Source organism: Schumannella sp. GW821-FHT10F01, from assembly GCF_058809295.1.
This window is the reverse complement of sequence record NZ_JBXASM010000001.1, coordinates 61985-76881: the sequence shown is the minus strand read 5'-3', so window position 1 is coordinate 76881 and position 14897 is coordinate 61985. Positions and strand designations below refer to the sequence as shown.

The 14897-nt window shown below is 72.7% G+C and carries 16 protein-coding genes and 1 tRNA gene; 9 read left to right on the top strand and 8 right to left on the bottom strand.

Annotation, left to right across the window (positions count from 1 at the left end):
* Positions 1 to 28: 28 nt before the first annotated feature.
* The 6 genes from AC1RSJ_RS00415 to AC1RSJ_RS00390 form a co-directional block, all read right to left on the bottom strand.
* A complete protein-coding gene (locus tag AC1RSJ_RS00415) occupies positions 29 to 928 on the bottom strand; it encodes a cation diffusion facilitator family transporter (protein ID WP_493116338.1) in 900 nt (299 codons plus the stop codon).
* An 82-nt stretch (positions 929 to 1010) separates the two neighbouring features.
* Positions 1011 to 1853 carry a hypothetical protein gene (locus AC1RSJ_RS00410; protein WP_493116337.1) on the bottom strand — a complete coding sequence of 281 codons (843 nt, stop codon included), beginning with the start codon at positions 1851 to 1853 and terminating at the stop codon, positions 1011 to 1013.
* Positions 1854 to 1911: 58 nt separating this feature from the next.
* Entirely contained in the window at positions 1912 to 3099 is a 1188-nt protein-coding gene (locus AC1RSJ_RS00405; RefSeq protein ID WP_493116336.1) for an MFS transporter, read from the bottom strand.
* The gene (locus AC1RSJ_RS00400; protein WP_493116335.1) at positions 3096 to 3233 is read right to left on the bottom strand and encodes a hypothetical protein; all 138 of its coding nucleotides are present in this window, start codon (positions 3231 to 3233) and stop codon (positions 3096 to 3098) included. Before AC1RSJ_RS00400 ends, AC1RSJ_RS00405 begins: the two co-directional genes overlap by 4 nt.
* Before the next feature lie 23 nt (positions 3234 to 3256).
* Positions 3257 to 3910, bottom strand: a complete 654-nt coding sequence (locus tag AC1RSJ_RS00395) for a GNAT family N-acetyltransferase (RefSeq protein ID WP_493116334.1) — start codon at positions 3908 to 3910, stop codon at positions 3257 to 3259.
* Between the two features lie 137 nt (positions 3911 to 4047).
* Positions 4048 to 4599 carry a hypothetical protein gene (locus tag AC1RSJ_RS00390; protein WP_493116333.1) on the bottom strand — a complete coding sequence of 184 codons (552 nt, stop codon included), beginning with the start codon at positions 4597 to 4599 and terminating at the stop codon, positions 4048 to 4050.
* 127 nt (positions 4600 to 4726) lie between these two features.
* Between AC1RSJ_RS00390 and AC1RSJ_RS00385 the strand changes: the two genes are divergently transcribed.
* Positions 4727 to 7381: a family 78 glycoside hydrolase catalytic domain gene (locus tag AC1RSJ_RS00385; protein WP_493116332.1), complete on the top strand. Its 2655-nt coding sequence runs from the start codon at positions 4727 to 4729 to the stop codon at positions 7379 to 7381.
* Positions 7378 to 9450 carry a hypothetical protein gene (locus AC1RSJ_RS00380; RefSeq protein WP_493116331.1) on the top strand — a complete coding sequence of 691 codons (2073 nt, stop codon included), beginning with the start codon at positions 7378 to 7380 and terminating at the stop codon, positions 9448 to 9450. Before AC1RSJ_RS00385 ends, AC1RSJ_RS00380 begins: the two co-directional genes overlap by 4 nt.
* A 39-nt stretch (positions 9451 to 9489) precedes the next feature.
* Here AC1RSJ_RS00380 and AC1RSJ_RS00375 read toward each other — a convergent pair whose 3' ends face one another.
* Positions 9490 to 9753: a hypothetical protein gene (locus AC1RSJ_RS00375; protein WP_493116330.1), complete on the bottom strand. Its 264-nt coding sequence runs from the start codon at positions 9751 to 9753 to the stop codon at positions 9490 to 9492.
* Between the two features lie 165 nt (positions 9754 to 9918).
* Here AC1RSJ_RS00375 and AC1RSJ_RS00370 point away from each other — a divergent pair, with 165 nt between their 5' ends.
* From AC1RSJ_RS00370 to AC1RSJ_RS00350, 5 genes are all read left to right on the top strand, one after another.
* Complete coding sequence (locus AC1RSJ_RS00370; protein ID WP_493116329.1) at positions 9919 to 10674, top strand: hypothetical protein; 756 nt, start codon at positions 9919 to 9921, stop codon at positions 10672 to 10674.
* Between the two features lie 10 nt (positions 10675 to 10684).
* Positions 10685 to 10897: a hypothetical protein gene (locus AC1RSJ_RS00365; RefSeq protein WP_493116328.1), complete on the top strand. Its 213-nt coding sequence runs from the start codon at positions 10685 to 10687 to the stop codon at positions 10895 to 10897.
* Positions 10898 to 10975: 78 nt separating this feature from the next.
* Positions 10976 to 11365: a phosphotransferase family protein gene (locus AC1RSJ_RS00360; RefSeq protein ID WP_493116835.1), complete on the top strand. Its 390-nt coding sequence runs from the start codon at positions 10976 to 10978 to the stop codon at positions 11363 to 11365.
* Positions 11366 to 11422: 57 nt separating this feature from the next.
* Positions 11423 to 12196, top strand: coding sequence for a class I SAM-dependent methyltransferase (locus tag AC1RSJ_RS00355; protein ID WP_493116327.1), 774 nt, complete (start codon positions 11423 to 11425; stop codon positions 12194 to 12196).
* A complete protein-coding gene (locus AC1RSJ_RS00350; protein WP_493116326.1) occupies positions 12196 to 13140 on the top strand; it encodes an aminoglycoside phosphotransferase family protein in 945 nt (314 codons plus the stop codon). Before AC1RSJ_RS00355 ends, AC1RSJ_RS00350 begins: the two co-directional genes overlap by 1 nt.
* A gap of 96 nt (positions 13141 to 13236) precedes the next feature.
* Here AC1RSJ_RS00350 and AC1RSJ_RS00345 read toward each other — a convergent pair.
* Positions 13237 to 13320, bottom strand: a tRNA-Leu gene (locus tag AC1RSJ_RS00345).
* 332 nt (positions 13321 to 13652) lie between these two features.
* On the opposite strand from AC1RSJ_RS00345, the gene AC1RSJ_RS00340 reads away from it, so the two are divergent.
* Together AC1RSJ_RS00340 and AC1RSJ_RS00335 are read left to right on the top strand one after the other, a co-directional pair.
* Positions 13653 to 14342, top strand: a complete 690-nt coding sequence (locus AC1RSJ_RS00340) for an FHA domain-containing protein (RefSeq protein ID WP_493116325.1) — start codon at positions 13653 to 13655, stop codon at positions 14340 to 14342.
* Positions 14339 to 14896, top strand: coding sequence for an FHA domain-containing protein FhaB/FipA (locus tag AC1RSJ_RS00335; protein WP_493116324.1), 558 nt, complete (start codon positions 14339 to 14341; stop codon positions 14894 to 14896). Before AC1RSJ_RS00340 ends, AC1RSJ_RS00335 begins: the two co-directional genes overlap by 4 nt.
* The last annotated feature ends 1 nt before the right edge of the window (position 14897 follow it).

Here is a 14897-nt window from a genome sequence, read left to right as displayed (position 1 = left end):
CGGGGACATCATCACATCGGAGTCCGGATCACACCGGGAGCGCGTCGTCCTCGGCGAACGCGACCGGCTCGCATTGAATGGTGGCGTGGTGCACACCGTGCCCGCCGAGCACCTCGAGCACGTCGCAGAGCACCTCGTCGTACGGCCGCGAGCCGTCGAGCCGGACGTGGCCGGAGGCGCTCTCCATGCCCGAGGTGATCGTCCAGATGTGCAGGTCGTGCACGCTCGCGACGCCCGCGACGCCGCCGATCTCGGCGACCACGCCGTCCACGTCGATGTCGGGTGGCGCGACCTCGAGCAGGATGCGCAGCGCCTGGCGGGTGAGGCTCCAGGTGCGCGGCAGGATGAACAGCCCGATCGCGACGCCGATGATCGGGTCGGCGTACACCCAGCCGGTCGTCCAGAGCACGATCGCGGCGACGATGACGCCGACGGAGCCGAGCAGGTCGCCGAGCACCTCGAGTGACGCGCCGCGGAGGTTCAGGCTCTCCCGTGCGCCGCGGCGCAGCAGCAGGAAGCTGACGATGTTGACGGCGAGCCCGATCACCGCCGTGATGAGCAGCGGCGGACCCGGCACCTCGGGCGGGGCGGCGAACCGGCGGATCGCCTCCACGATGACGTAGCCGGCGACGCCGAACAGCAGGATGCCGTTCGCGAGCGCCGCGAGCACCTCCAGGCGGTAGAACCCGAAGGTGCGCTGCGGGGTCGACCGCCGGCGCGCGACGAGGATCGCGGCCAGTCCCATGCCGAGCCCGAGCACGTCGGTGCCCATGTGGGCGGCGTCCGACACGAGCGCGAGCGAGCCGACCGAGAAGCCGACCACGAACTCGACGACCATGTACGCCGCGGTGAGGGCGAAGGCGATGACGAGCGGGCGCAGGTGCCGCGCGCCGGCGCTCAGCGCGCCGTGATCGTGCGATCCGCCCATCCCGCTCTCCATATCTGATCAAGTGATCAGATATTATCGCGACCCGGCCGGCGACGCGAGCGGGCTCCGGTCCGGTCCGGGCTCACCGGCTCGCGAAGACCACGACCTCGTCGTCGTCCGCGTCGTAGACGAACTGGAGCGCCTCGCCGCCGGGGAACGCGTCCTTCAGCGCTCGCGGGAGCCCGGCGGACGAGGAGTCGAACTGGAACGACGCCGGGAAGCCGCCCGCCGAGCAGCCGGAGAAGATCGTGCCGGAGAACTCGTAGCGGTCCTGGGTCACGTTCGCGACGGCGTAGCCGACGAGGCAGTCGTCGTCCGGGCCGACGCCCTGCCCGAGGTAGGTGCCGTTCGCGATGACGCGGATGCCGTGGAACTCGGTGAAGACGCGGGCGCGCGCCGGCGCATCCTCGCCGCCGAAGAACGGCGGCATGGGGTAGTCGGGGTCGACGGAGAGCCGCGCGACCTGGCGTGCACCCACCTGGAGCGGATCGACCTGCACGCGCTGCACGACGGTGAGCACGGTCGCGATGACGGCGGCGATCGTCACGGCCCCGACGACGAGCAGCACGGTCGACCGGCGCGGCCGGACCGCGCGGACGCGATCCCAGGCTCGGCGTCCCCAGCGGCTCCACCACGACGGCGCGGGATCGTCGGCGGGGAGGTCTCGCGCCTCCGGCACTGGCTGCTCGGGCGCGGTGCGCTCGCGCTCAGTCGGCTCGATCGCGGACGGATCCGGATCGGTCGCGACGGCCCCGGCGGGTCCGGTCGCGACGGCTGCCGACTCGGCCGGCGCCGACTCCACCGCGCGCATCCGCTCGAGCGCCCGCAGCCGCTGGACCGCCTCCGCATCGAGCCGGGTGTCGCCGTCGCGGCCGTACGCACGGCGCCGCAGCTCCGCGAGCTCGCCGTCCTCGGCCTCGGTCACGTGAGCGATCCTCCCAGCCCGGAGGCCGACGGGCGAGACGCGACGCGACGCGACGCGTTCAGGTCTCGCGCTCGGCTCCCGCGCGACGGGACGACACGACGAGCATCGCGAGCACGAGCAGCACCGCGGCACCGACGCCGATCGCGGCCGCGATCAGGGCGACCGGCAGCGACCCGAGCGCGAGCAGCGCACTGAGCGCGATGACGCCGATCGCGTTCGCCGTCCGCAGCAGCGCGAACAGCTCGGGTCGGCGCTCCGGCGGCGCGAGGCGGTCCATCGTCAGGGAGTAGAAGGTCGCCAACGGTGCGAGGAACGCGCCGATCAGCGCGGCACCCGCGATCGTCGTCGCGATCGACACCTGGCTCGCGACGAGGATGCTGCCCGCCGCCGTGCCGAGCACGAGCAGCAGGGCGGTGCGCGGTCGAGGGTGCACGCTGCGCACGCTGACTACGACGCCGCCCGCGATCGACATGACGCACAGCGCCACGGTGAAGATCGCGCCGGCACTCGGCGGCAGGTCGAAGCGCACCGCGAGCGCGACGGCGGCGATCTCGACCGCCGCCGTCGCGCCGGCGGTCGCCGCCGCGCAGAGCAGCCACACCATCACGACGGGCGTGAGCATCCGCGACGGCGGAGCCGCGTCGACCGACGGCGCCTGCCGGGGGACGGCAGGGATCGCGACGACCTGCACGAGGCCCATCGCCGCCACCACGAGCACCGCGGTCAACGGCGACACCGCGCCGACGACCGCCGCCAGCACGGGAGCGGACACGAAGACGATCTCGTTGAGCGTCGCGGCGAGCCCCAGCGCCCGCGGCAGCCGCTCGCGGACGACGAGCTGGTTGAGGATCGCGCGCTGATATCCGAACGCCGCCCCGTTCGTCAGCCCCGCACCTGCCGCCGCCACGAGCAGCGCCGCGAACGGCGCCGAGGTGGCCGCCGCGACCGCGACGCCGGCGACGAACACGGTGCGGATCAGGATCAGCGCGCGCAGGTACGACGATGCGTGGAAGCGGCGGCCGAGCCGCGCGAACGGCACGGCCGCGACGATCTGCGCGACGGTCGAGACCAGCACCATCGCCGCCCCGCTGGTCGCGCTGCCGGTGATCGGCAGGGCGATGAGCGCGAACAGGATCGGCGCGGACGCGAGCGGCACGCCATAAAGCGCTGCGGCGAGGTACCACCGCGCGAGGGCACGACGAGGCGTCGGGGACGCAGTCTCGGGCACCGGGATCCCGGCGGTCATCCGCTCAGCCCCGCGGTCGCCCACTCCTCGACCGGGATGCCCTGCCCGCCGTCGAGGCTGAGCCGCTCGCCGAGCGCCGTCGCGAGCGTGCTCATACCCGCGAACGACCGACCGGACATCAGCACCAGCGCCATGGTCCGAGGCTAGAGCGAGCCCGTCAGGTCAGGTCGGCGGCGGTCAGCAGCGGCAGTGCGCGCTCGGCGCCCTCGACCCGAAGGCGCCACTCCGGCCGCCGGAACTCGTCACGCCCGACGATGAGCCGCCGGATCTCGACGAGCTCGTCGCGCACGCGATGGCGCTCGACGCCGTTCTCGCGATATCCGAGCTTCTTCGAGACCGCGAGCGACCGCGCATTCCAGATCGCCGCGCCCGACTCGGCCCAGTCCGCGCCGAGGTGGTCGAAGGCGAACATCAACAGCGCCGCCCGCATCTCGGTACCCAGCCCGGCGCCCTGCTCGCCGCGGGTCAGCCATGATCCGCTGCTGACCGTCCTCGTCGTGTCGAACGCGCGGGCGCTGGCGTCCTGCACACCGATCGGCCGGCCGTCTCGGAGGATCGCGAAGCTGATCCCCCAGTCACCTGGTCGGACCGCGGCCCGCCGCGCCCAGTGGAAGCGGGCGAAGTCGAGCGCGAGTCGCTCCGGTTCTGCGTCGGTCCACGGAGACGAGAACGGCATCCGACCCGGGTCGTGGATGCCGGCAAGCGCCGCGTCGACGAGACCCGGCAGGTCCTCGTCGCGGATGGGCCGCAGCTCGAGCCGCGGGGTGATCAGCCGGAGTCCGAACAGCGGCCAGACGTCATCGAGGAGCATGCCTCAGAGTAGGAGGCCGGATCGGCCGCGCTCCACGCGAGCGGCCTGCGCGACCTCGAGATCCGGCGTTCAGCGACCGCTGCCTCGCCGAGCGCCAGCACCTCATCGCGTCCGTGTGATGAGGGTCGGGAAGTCCACTAGCTCTTGGACAGCGCGTCGCGAAGGTTCCCGAGCGCGTTCACCTGCTCGCGCGCGGTCCCACGGATCGATGAGGCGAATCGATCGTAGGCGTCGGCCCACTGGGCCTGCGCGTCATCATCCACGAGGCCCAGCGCAAGGCAGGTGAGGTACGCGCCCGAGATCTGGAACCCGGCGTCCTGATAGGACTGCACAGACACCGGCGAGACGGCGAGCTCCTCCGTCTCATCGTCGTCGTCTGCATCCGCCATGTCGACGAGGTCCAGTGCGTCGACTGTCGGCGTGATCAGGTTGACGTACCCGCGAGCAGCGCTGACCTTCGCCTGCGCACAGGTATTCGTCTGATCCTGCTTCCGCTCAGCGGCGGCACGCTGGTCGGCGTGGGCTCGCACTCGCGCGTCGTCCGCCCGGTTCGCCTGCTGGACACCCAGCCCCACGACAGAGATCACGAGAGCGACGATCGCGGCGAAGGCCGACGCCATCGCCGAGCGGTTGAGGATGCGCTGGTCATCGGTCAAGCGCGCACGGGTAGCGCTGTTCGGGTCAGCCATGGCCGGGATGGTCCTCCTGGGGGGCGACCAGCACAAGACCTTTCATCGCGGCGGTTGACAGGCCCGAGAAACTCCTGAATCGTTTCACAGTCGCCGGTGACCACGCCGCGGCGGAACGGAGGCGGCGATGGAGCTGCGGGACCTCGAGGTCGACGGGCGACCGGATCCGATCGGCACGCCGACGGGCGCACTGCGGTTCTCGTGGCGGTTCCCGCCGGCGGACGGCCCCGACGAGCAGCACTGGTGCCGGATCCGGGTGATGGCCGACGGCCGCGAGGTGTGGGACTCCGGCCGCGTCGAGACGAGCTCGCCGTCGATCGCCGCACCCGAGTGGGTGGTCTTCGCGCCGTGGATCGACCACTCCTGGGAGGTCGTGGTCGGGCTCCGCGAGCGCGAGGCGGGCGGCTCGGGCCGCTTCACCCCCGCTCCCGTCGCCGACGTCGACTGGCACGGAGCGGTGTGGATCGCCGCACCGCCCGAGCAGCACGTCGACGACTCCCGTTCCCCGCGCACCCGCGCGCATGACGGCACGCTCGCCGCGCCGGTGCTCTCGACGACCGTGACCCCGACGCCCGGCTCCCCGACCGTCCGCGCCCTGCTCGCCCTGACCGCCGGCGGCTTCGCCGATGTGCGGGTGGACGGCGCGCTCGCGACGGACGAGGTGCTCTCGCCGAGCACGACGCACTACGACCGCCGCGTCGAGGTCGTCGTGCACGACGTGACGGCGGCCTTCGCGGCACCCGGGGCGCACGAGCTCGCGCTGGAGGTCGGCCGCGGCTTCTTCGGCATGACGAACGCGAACGAGTGGGCGTGGGAGCGCGCGCCGTGGCACGACGAGCCCTGCGTCCGCGCCGTCCTGCGGCTGGAGCACGCCGACGGCACCCTGACCACGCACGCGACCGGGCCGGACTGGTCCTCGCGGCGCGGCGCCATCCTGCTCGACGACCTCTACGGCGGCGAGGTCGTCGACCTGCGCCGGGCGGCGGGCGGGGCGCTCGAGGCGCCGGCGCATCCGGTGGCCGTCGTCCGCGGGCCGGCAGGCCGTGTGGAGGCGCGCCGCGAGCAGCCGCAGCGGATCGTCGAGACGCTCGACGCCGTCTCGGTGCGCGAGCACGCGCCCGGCGACTGGATCGTCGAGTTCCCGCACGTCACGGCCGGCTGGGTGCGGCTGGCGCTGCCGGGCGGCCACGACGGCGCGACGATCACCGTCCGGCACGGCGAGCGCCTCCTCGGCGACGGGCTGCCGCTGTCGGACGACGCGAACCACTTCACGAGCGACGGCTTCCAGACCGACGAGGTGACGCTCGGGCCGGATGCCGCGAGCTGGGAGCCGCGCTTCTCGTACAAGGGCTTCCGGTACGTCCGCCTCACCGGGTGGCCGCTCGCCCACCTGGATCCCGCGGACGTCGTCGCCTGCGTCGTGCACAACGACCTCGCGAGCACCGCGCGGCTCGAGGTGGCCGATCCGCTGCTCCAGTGGATCCACGACGCGACCGTGCGCACCATCGAGAACAACCTGCAGGGCTACCCGACCGACACGCCCGTCTACGAGAAGAACGGCTGGACCGGGGATGCGGCGGTCGGCGCCGACATGATGCTCACCGCCCTCGACGCCGGGCCGCTGCTGTCGAAGTGGGTCGCCGACCTCGCGGAGACGACCGCCGAGGATCGCGCCCCGGACCTCACCGCGCCGAACGCCGGCATCTTCGGCGTCGGCACGACCGCGCCCACCTGGCACTCGGCGCTGGTGACCGTGCCATGGGACGTGTTCCGGCACACCGGCGACGCCGGCGTGCTCGAGCGCCACGTCGACGTGATCGAGCGGTACGCGCGGTTCGAGGCCGGCCGCACGGTCGACGGGCTCGCCGACACGATCCTCGGCGACTGGGTCGCGCCCGAGACCGGCGCCGGGGGCGGCAACCCGGCGGAGGACACCCGCATCCCCGCCACGGCGTTCCTGGTGCGGATCCTCGACACGACCGCGGCGATCCAGCGGGTGCTCGCGCGGGACAGCCGATGGGCGGAGGCGGAGGCCGAGCGCATCCGTGCCGCCTTCGCCACGGCCTTCCTCCGCACGACGTCCGCCGACACCGACGACGCGGGCCGCACGATCGTGACCGGCCCCGGCGATGCACGCTATCGGCAGTCGCACCAGGTGCTCGCGCTCGCATTCGACGTCGTCCGCGATCCGGCGGTGCGCGCGTCGATCGCGGCGGCGCTCGCGGCCGACGTGCGCGACCGCGGCGACCGGCTCGACACCGGCGCACTCGGCACCAAGTGGCTGCTGCCGGTGCTGACGGACGCCGGCTACCCCGAGCTCGCCGTCCGCCTCGCGCGCCAGACGAGCGCGCCGTCGTGGGGAGCCTGGCGGGAGGCCGGGGCGACCAGCATGTTCGAGACCTGGGACCTCGACGCCCGCTCGCACGGCCACTACTTCCTCGGCACCGTCGACGACTGGCTGACCGGATACGTCGCCGGCATCCGCCCGGGCGCGCTCGGCTGGTCGGCGTTCGAGATCGCCCCGGCCGTCACCGAGTGGGTGGCCTCCGCGTCGTGCGCGGTGCGGACGCCGTTCGGCACGGCCTCCGTCGCCTGGCGGTCGGCGGACGGGACGGTCGAGCTCGACGCGGTCGTGCCCGTCGGCGCGACCGCGTCGGTGCGGATGCCGGACGGGTCGGTGCGGGAGGTGCCGTCGGGTGCGCACTCGTTCACGGCGCCCGGAGCACGCTCGTCCGCGGCGCCGGGAGCGCGCTCGTCCACGGCGCCCGGGGCCCGCTCGTGATCGACCGGAGGGCGGTGGTCGGGCGCCACGACCCCGTCATCACCGAGCCGTCGCCCGAGGGCGTGATCACGCTCGGCAACGGCGACTTCGCGGTCACCGTCGACATCACCGGCATGCAGACCTTCACCGCGTTCCACGACCAGTCGCGCGCGTCCGACGACGGTCCGACCACGATCGACACCACGACCATGTCGAACTGGGGCTGGCACGAGATGCCGGATCCGGACGGGTTCACCCTCGACGACGCGACGACGCTGCACGAGTCGTCGCGCGGCCCCGTCCCCTACCCCGACCTCTATCCCGACAGCGCGTACCGCGACGACTCGGAGCGCGACCTCCGCGCCGGGATCCACCTGCACCGCAACCCGCACCGCCTCGACCTCGGACGGATCGGGTTCGCGTTCCGCGACGAGGACGGCGGCCTGGTCGACATCCACCCGTCCGAGCTCGAGCGGCCACGGCAGACGCTCGACCTGTGGACCGGCGCGCTGACCTCCGAGTTCGGCTGGGGCGGCGAGCGGGTGCGCGTCGTGACGGTCGCATCGCCGTCCGCGTCGCGGGCGGGGTTCCGCATCCACTCGCCGCTGCTGGCGAGCGGCCGGCTCGTGGTGCGCCTCCGTTTCCCGTACGGGAGCACGCACTTCTTCGCGAGCGGCGACTGGACGGCGCCGGAGCGCCACTCCTCGACGCTGCGGATCGAGGGCGACCGCGCCGTGATCGACCGCGAGCTCGACGCGATGCGGTACCGGGTCGAGCTCCCGCTCGATCGTGCCCGGGTGTCGGCGGAGGGTCCGCACGTGTTCGAGGTGCGCGCCGACTCCGACGAGCTCGACCTCGTCGTCGACTTCCTCCCGGACGCCGATGCCGCACCCGCGGCCGAGTCGTTCGACGCGCTGCGGGAATCGTCCGCCGGCGCGTGGTCGTCGTTCTGGTCGAGCGGCGCCGCGATCGACCTGTCCGGCAGCACCGACCCGCGTGCGGTCGAGCTCGAGCGGCGCGTGATCCTCTCCCAGTGGCTGACGGCGGTGAACTGCTCGGGGCATCTGCCGCCGCAGGAGACCGGGCTGATCACCAACTCGTGGTCGGGAAAGTTCCACCTCGAGATGCACTGGTGGCACGCCGCGCACTTCCCTGCGTGGGGCCGGCCGGAGCTGCTCGAGCGGAGCCTCCCCTGGTACCGCGGCATCCTCGACCAGGCGGAGGGCACGGCGCGGCGGCAGGGCTTCGCGGGAGCGCGCTGGCCGAAGCAGGTCGGCCCGGACGGACGCGAGAGCCCGAGCTCGATCGGGCCGTTCCTCGTCTGGCAGCAGCCGCACCTGCTCTCGCTGCTCGAGCTCGTCTGGCAGGCCAGCGGGCCGTCGCGGCGGAGCGCGGTCGTCGACGAGCACCTGCCCCTCGTCCGGGCGACCGCCGACTTCATGGCGTCGTTCGCCGAGGAGCGCGACGGGGTCTTCCACCTGCCGGCGCCGCTCATCCCGGCGCAGGAGTCGTACCGATCCGAGATCACCGAGGACCCCGCTTTCGAGCTCGCCTACTGGGCGTGGGGGCTCGAGCTCGCGCAGCGCTGGCTGGAGCGCGCCGGACTCTCGCGGGATGCCGGCTGGGAGCGGGTGCGCACCGGACTCGCGACGCCGCACATCCGCGACGGCGTCTACACGGCCATCGCGGTCGAGCCGTTCCTCCGCACCGTCGACCATCCGGCGCATCTGGCCGCGTTCGGGGTCGTGCCGCCGACGCCGCTCATCGATCCGGAGATCATGCGCGCGACCCTCGCGTCGGTGCGCGAGACGTGGGATTTCGCGACCGCGTGGGGATGGGACTTCCCGGTCATGGCGATGACGGCGACGCGGCTGGGGCTCCCCGAGCTCGCTCTCGACCTCCTGCTCGCCGACGAGCCGAAGAACGGCTACTCGGCGGTCGGCCACAATCGCCAGCTGCCCGCGACGCTGCCGCTCTATCTGCCGGGCAACGGCGGACTGCTCGCGGCGGTGGCGCTGCTCGCGTCGTCGCTCGGCGAGGAGGCGGAGTTCGCCGGCTGGTCGTGGCACGCGGAGGGGTTCGCGCCCTGACCGGAGTGAGGAGCGGTCGGCCGCGGGGCCGCCACGGCGTCAGCGGCCGTCGAGCAGGACGGCCACCAGCAGTCCCGCGACCCACAGCAGCACCGCGAGCGCGCCGACGAGGATGACGACGCCCCGGGCCGACCATCGCCCCGAGGCGCCGCCTCGGATCCAGTTCCGGGTCACCGTCTGCTGGGCCCGCTCGACCTCCGCGAGCACCTCGGGCGCCGAGAGATCGAGGGAGCCCGCCTCCGCGTTCCGGATGATGGCGCGCGCCTCGTCCAGCCGCATCCGGTCCTGCCGTCTGGTGGCCATAGTCCAGAGTGGACCCCCTCGCCGCGGAGCGGAACCTGCGTCGGAATCTGCGCTGGAGTCTGCCCGGGCCGGGGCTGTCGCCGACACTTCGCGCGCGCGGAGGCGTAGACAGGACCGATGCGGCCGGGCCGACCCGGCACACGGACGCGGGGAGCGGAGGAGTCGATGACCGACTCGCGTGACACCTGTCTCGCGGCCACCTGTCACGACCCGCTGGGCCGGTACGCGGCGGGGATCGAGCGCACTGGCCGCCTCGTCGCGGACGTCTTCGGATCGCTCGCGGTCAACGTCACCGCGGAGACGCACCCGGCCACCGTCGCGGCGCTGCGTGCGCTCGACCTGCCGATCCTCCTCGGCGAGCACGGTGCCGGCACGGTCGGGATCGGCACGGCGAGGAAGGATGCGCTCGCACTCGGGCTGCGGAGCGACAGCGCCCGGCTTCTCTACTCCGACCTGGACCACATCCTGCGCTGGCTGAGCACGTCGCGAGCCGAGGTGGAGGCCTGTCTCGCCGAGCGCGGCCACGACCTCGTGGTCATCGGGCGCTCGCCGAGCGCGATGCAGGAGGCGCCGGAGCGGCTGCGACGCACCGAGGAGCTGGTCAACCACGTGTACGGGCTGGCGAACGGCCTCGACGAGCGTTGGGATCTCATGATCGCGATGCGCCTGATGACCCGCGACGCCGCCCGGATGATCGTCGAGCACAGCCGGGAGATCACGATCTCGAACGACGTGACCTGGCCGATGCTCGTGGCCTCGCGGGGCGGCGCGGTGGGCTGGTTCGAGGGGGACGGCATCCGCTTCCTCGACGGACGCGACTTCGGCGACGACGCGGACCGCCGCGACCACGATCCGCGGGAGTGGCGCAAGCGCCTCGCCATGGCGACCGCGCACGTGACCGCCATCGCCGAGTTCGAGTAGCGTCGCGCGGATGGGCGACGTGGATGCGCGAGGACGGCTGGACGCCGACCCCTTCGATGCGAGGGTCACGGCATCCGGCGAGGTGCGGATCTCGCGGGGCGGACGGGTGGTGACCGTGCTGCGCGGCGCCGCGGCCGAGCGCCTCGTCGCCCGCCTGGCGACGGCCGACGAACGCGGCGCCCAGCTGCTCCTGGCCAAGGCGACCGGGCACTACAAGCACTGAGCTCGGGCTGCCGCGGGCGGGTCCGGCGCGACTCGATCGGCAGCGAGGTCAGGGTCTCGTGCTCGTCGCGGATCGCGCATCCGGTGGCGCGAGCACCCGGGCGAACGTGGCGTACACACGGCCGACCCCGCCCGTCCCGTCGAAGCGGTCCCGACCCATGGCGACTGGCAACCGCGCAACTGGCTCATCGACGGCGACCGTGTGCGCGTCATCGACTTCGGCCGGTTCGACTGGCGCCCCGCCGCCACCGACCTCCAGCGGATCGCCGTGCGTCACTGGCGCGCGGAGCCCGCGACCGAGGAGGCCTTCGTAGCCGGGTACGGAGGGGATCCACGCGACCCCGACCGGTGGCGGATGATGCTGCTGCGGGAGGCGATCGGAACCGCGGTCTGGGCCCGTCAAGTGGACGACGCCGTCTTCGAGGCGGAGGGCCTCGCCCAGCTGCCGGACGCCCTCGCACTGTTCTGAGGCGACAGCCGGAGCGCCGGCCGATGCCGGGCTTCCACCGGCACGTATGGTCGGGCCATGTCCTCTCCCGGAGACGTCGTACGGCGCAACGCCGAGTACTGGGAGGCGCTGGCCCCATTCCGACGGGGCGAGCCGGTCGACTTCTTCAAGTCCGGCGGCTCCGCGCTCACGGATGCAGAACTGGCGGCTGTCGGTGACGTCGCGGGCCGTCGCGTCCTCCAGCTGGCCTGCGCCGTGGGAGACGAGGCGATCTCCTTCGCACGACTCGGCGCTGACGTCACTGCGGTCGATCTCGCCCCATCGCACCTCGCTACCGGCCGCGCCAAGGCGGCCGCGCTGGGACTGAGCATCGACTTCATCGAGCGCGACATGATGCGGCTTGAGGAGCTCACCGGGTTCGACGTGATCTTCATCTCGGCCGGCGGTATCTGCTGGGTGCCCGACATCGACGCATGGGCGGACGATCTGAGTCATCGACTCGTGTCCGGTGGCGTCGTGGTGATCCACGAGCACCATCCGCTGTGGGAGGTGCTGAGAGTCGGAGGCCCCAGACGCCTCGATGTGATCGGCGACTACCTCTCACCAGCCCGGGACGGGTACCCCGATCCACTCAAGGCTCCGAGCGTGACGCGCGAGCGAAAGTTCGACACCGTCGCGCCCCGCAGCTTCGTCTGGAGCATCGGACGCGTCGTCTCCGCACTCGTCGGTGCGGGACTGGTCATCCGGATGCTTGTCGAGGAAGCAGACGAAGACCTGTATCCCGGCCTCGGCTCGGCCGCCGCACGGCTGCCCGCGGCCTACCTGCTCGCGGCCGCGCGCCCGGAGCACTGATGGAGCTCACGGATGAAGCCGGGAGAATCCAACGTGGGCCCGAGGTCGCTGCGCGGATCCTGCGACTCATCGAGCAGGAGCCGGCCCTCGCCGACCTCGCCGGGCCGGCCTCGCAGGCGATCCCGTGGGGCGCCACCAGCCTCTACTACAGCGGCCGCTGGCCAGAGCCCGATGTCCCCGCTCTCCTCAAGGTCGGGGTCTCCGCCTCTCAGCGCTTCTGGAGCCGGGCGGTCGCGGATCGCGACCCCACCCTCGCGCCGCCCGTGCTCGCCACCGGGGATCGCCTCGGCGGCACCGACATCGGCTGGGTACTCATGGAGCGGCTCCCGGGCGGTCTGCACCCCGGCTGGGGCGGCGCCGAGTTCGGGCTGCTGATGGATGCCGGTGCGCGGTTCCAGCGGATCGCCCGCACCATCGACCCGGCACCGGCGTCCGAACTGACCATGGACGACGTGCGGGGCTGGATCACGACCGCCGCGGACCGCGACGCTCCGGGCCCCGTCGACACGCTCCTCCGGCGGCTCCCGGACGACTGGGACTTCATCACGGCGGTCTGCGGCGTCGAGATCTGCCACGGCGATCTGCACATGGCGAACGTGCTGATGCGTGCGCCGGCACCGGAGCGCGCGCCCGCACTGCTCATCGACTTCGAGCCGTGCCGCATGCCCTGGGTCTTCGACGCGGCCTACCCGCAGATCCTCAACTCCAATCCCGCCCACCCCGGCTGGCACGACATGGTCGGCCAGATGGCCGAGCACCGCCGCGTATACGGCCTGCCGGTGTGCGCGGACCGCGAGCTGACCCGAGCGGCGTCGATCGCACTCGCCTGGTACGCGGCGCGCATGTGGGGCATGATCGGCGCCGCCCCTGACCCGGCCTGGCGGGACCCCGCGATCTGGCACGAACAGAACCGCGGCTACATCGAGGCCGGCGCAGCCATCTGAGCAACGAAGAAGGGCCCCGGACACCGTCCGAGACCCTTCATCGAGGCTGTAAAACGTATGTAGACACTGTTCTAAAACGTATACAGCCCATCGATGTGCGCGAGGGGGGACTTGAACCCCCACGCCCTTGCGGGCACTGGCACCTGAAGCCAGCGCGTCTGCCAATTCCGCCACTCGCGCGCGTGCCGTGTTCCCACGACAACCGTGCGAGATTACCACAGCGGATGCCCCTCCTCAGGCCGACGACCGCGCTCGCGACGAGGCCGACCGCGGGGCCGACCGCCGCATCCCGGAGGGTTCCGGCGCTTCCGGCCAGGCGTATCCGTCCGCGAGCGCCGGAACGGGCCGGATGCCCCCGCCCGCGCACCCCGAGAGCGCCCCGGAGCACCCCGGCGGCACCTCATCCAGCCCGCCATCAGGGAGATCAGCCTGCAGGCTGACCCGCCGCCGCGGGATATCCGAGGTGTGACGGCTAGCATCGTCACGACCTGTCCGGCCGAGAGGAAGCTTGCGTGGGGATTCTCGACAGCTTCGAGAAGGGCCTCGAACGCGTCGTGAACGGCGCGTTCGCGAAGACCTTCAAGAGCGGTCTCCAGCCGCTGGAGGTCACGGCCGCCCTCCGCCGGGAGCTCGACACGAAGGCCGCCGTCATGGCGCGCGACCGCATCCTCGTGCCGAACCGGTTCACCGTGCGCCTCGCGCCCGGCGACTACGAGCGGATGACCGGCCTCGGCCCGACGCTCGTCGACGAGTTCACGCAGCTCGTGCAGCAGCACGCCGTGGCGCAGCGCTACGCGTTCGCCGGCGGCATCGACATCTCCCTCCAGCGCGACGACGCGCTCGGCGAGGGCGTCGTGCGCATCGACTCGGAGGCCGTGAAGGGCTCGGTCACCTGGACCCCCGTGCTCGACGTCAACGGCGTGCGGCACGAGATCCGCCGCTCCCGCACCGTGCTCGGCCGCGGCAGCGAGGCCGACGTCACGATCGACGACACCGGCGCCTCCCGCAAGCACGTCGAGGTGCTGTGGAACGGCACCCGCGCCGAGGTGCGCGACCTCGGCTCCACGAACGGCACGCGCCTCAACGGCCAGCCGCTGAGCCACTCGCCGCTCGAGCCCGACAGCGTGATCGAGATCGGGCGCACGCGCATCGTGTTCCGGGTGCTCGCCCGCTCCGATGACGCCCGGGGGTCGCGCCGATGAGCGAGCTGACCCTCCTCCTGCTGCGCCTGGGGTTCCTGGTGCTGATCTGGGTGTTCGTCTTCGTGATCGTCTACACGCTGCGCTCCGACCTGTTCGGCACGCGCGCGCGCAAGGCGAAGGGCGATGCGGCGAGCGCCTTCCCCGCGGGAGCGGGCGCTCCGGCCGGAGCCGTCGCCGCCGGCGCCGCCTCGATGGCCGGCGGCACCGCCGTCGCCCTCGAGACCGAGCAGATCGCGGCACCGCGGCCGCTCGCCTCCGAGCGCACCGCGCGACACCTCGTCATCACCGAGGGACCGCGCCAGGGCATGGAGCTCGACCTGCCGGCCGGCGAGCTCACCATCGGGCGGTCCAGCGAGTCCGGCCTCGTGATCCGCGACGACTACACCTCGACGCATCACGCGCGCCTCATGCTCTGGAACGACGAGTGGGTGGTGCAAGACCTAGACTCGACGAATGGCACGTTCGTGGGCGGCGACCGCGTGACGGTGCCGACCCCGGTGCCGCTCGGCACCCCGGTGCGGATCGGGCAGACGACCTTCGAGCTGCACCGGTAGC

Coding starts and splice junctions, on each gene's coding strand:
- AC1RSJ_RS00405 (WP_493116336.1), bottom strand. CDS start 3,099: ATGACCGCCGGGATCCCGGTGCCCGAGACTGCGTCCCCGACGCCTCGT.
- AC1RSJ_RS00355 (WP_493116327.1), top strand. CDS start 11,423: ATGTCCTCTCCCGGAGACGTCGTACGGCGCAACGCCGAGTACTGGGAG.
- AC1RSJ_RS00350 (WP_493116326.1), top strand. CDS start 12,196: ATGGAGCTCACGGATGAAGCCGGGAGAATCCAACGTGGGCCCGAGGTC.
- AC1RSJ_RS00395 (WP_493116334.1), bottom strand. CDS start 3,910: ATGCTCCTCGATGACGTCTGGCCGCTGTTCGGACTCCGGCTGATCACC.
- AC1RSJ_RS00385 (WP_493116332.1), top strand. CDS start 4,727: ATGGAGCTGCGGGACCTCGAGGTCGACGGGCGACCGGATCCGATCGGC.
- AC1RSJ_RS00400 (WP_493116335.1), bottom strand. CDS start 3,233: ATGGCGCTGGTGCTGATGTCCGGTCGGTCGTTCGCGGGTATGAGCACG.
- AC1RSJ_RS00365 (WP_493116328.1), top strand. CDS start 10,685: ATGGGCGACGTGGATGCGCGAGGACGGCTGGACGCCGACCCCTTCGAT.
- AC1RSJ_RS00390 (WP_493116333.1), bottom strand. CDS start 4,599: ATGGCTGACCCGAACAGCGCTACCCGTGCGCGCTTGACCGATGACCAG.
- AC1RSJ_RS00375 (WP_493116330.1), bottom strand. CDS start 9,753: ATGGCCACCAGACGGCAGGACCGGATGCGGCTGGACGAGGCGCGCGCC.
- AC1RSJ_RS00370 (WP_493116329.1), top strand. CDS start 9,919: ATGACCGACTCGCGTGACACCTGTCTCGCGGCCACCTGTCACGACCCG.
- AC1RSJ_RS00335 (WP_493116324.1), top strand. CDS start 14,339: ATGAGCGAGCTGACCCTCCTCCTGCTGCGCCTGGGGTTCCTGGTGCTG.
- AC1RSJ_RS00415 (WP_493116338.1), bottom strand. CDS start 928: ATGGGCGGATCGCACGATCACGGCGCGCTGAGCGCCGGCGCGCGGCAC.